The organism is Acinetobacter sp. Swhac1 (genome assembly GCF_013390985.1).
In the GTDB taxonomy this organism is placed as follows: domain Bacteria; phylum Pseudomonadota; class Gammaproteobacteria; order Pseudomonadales; family Moraxellaceae; genus Acinetobacter; species Acinetobacter towneri.
Genome location: NZ_JACASN010000115.1, coordinates 1 through 757 on the forward strand (window position 1 = coordinate 1; position 757 = coordinate 757).

Below are 757 nucleotides of genomic sequence, written 5' to 3' on the forward strand. Positions count from 1 at the left end.
CCATTATGTTAAATAGATAGCAGTTGGGAGATTATTTATTCTTTCAATAGACAAAAACTTGCGGAATTTTTCTTAATTTGTAATCCTTGCGGCCAAGGGTGTCTAGCGTAGCTAAGACAGGTATTCGTTATAGTCGGGCCGCTATAATACGGATGACGAGTGCCTGTATGTTTAACCTAAATATCTTTAACAAGATCTCTAGCGAAGTATTGACCATCAAAAATGATCTTGAGCTGAATTCTGAAAATCAACTGATAACTAAGTATAAGACTTCTACTTCTGAAGATTATAAACAGGCTATTGTTTTGATTTTTAAAGAACGTGGCTATACACGTTTGGAAATAGGTCAATTACTTGGGGAGCCAAAAGCTTCATAAAATACCGATTAAACAAAGCTTGGATATAACATCCAGGCTTTATAAAAAAGTACCTAGCTGTTACCCTTGTCCTGATTTTTTTACTCTAAAACGTTCTTTCATCTTATGACACTTACGCCACCTTAAGTTTATTTACCGTCGTAAATCTGTAAATAACTCATCACTGTCTAGTGATGTGGTGTAGTCGCTTGTGTGTTGTATATATCACATCACTAGCCTATCTGAAAAATTAAAAAACAGGCTATGTTTATGTTATCTAATGTCCGAGAACAGTGGTTCTCTAACATCCGTGGGGATGTACTTGCCGGATTAGTCGTCGGTCTTGCACTCATCCCTGAAGCCATCGCATTTTCAATTATTGCAGGTGTAGATCCTAAAGT

At 36.6% G+C, this 757-nt stretch carries 2 protein-coding genes; both read left to right on the plus strand.

Going from position 1 to position 757, the window contains the following annotated elements:
- Positions 1-167 precede the first annotated feature (167 nt).
- Complete coding sequence (locus HX743_RS16220) at positions 168-377, plus strand: hypothetical protein (protein WP_004976362.1); 210 nt, start codon at positions 168-170, stop codon at positions 375-377.
- 249 nt (positions 378-626) lie between these two features.
- Positions 627-757 (plus strand): SulP family inorganic anion transporter (locus HX743_RS16225; RefSeq protein WP_162924843.1); only part of this gene is annotated, 131 nt, incomplete at its 3' end.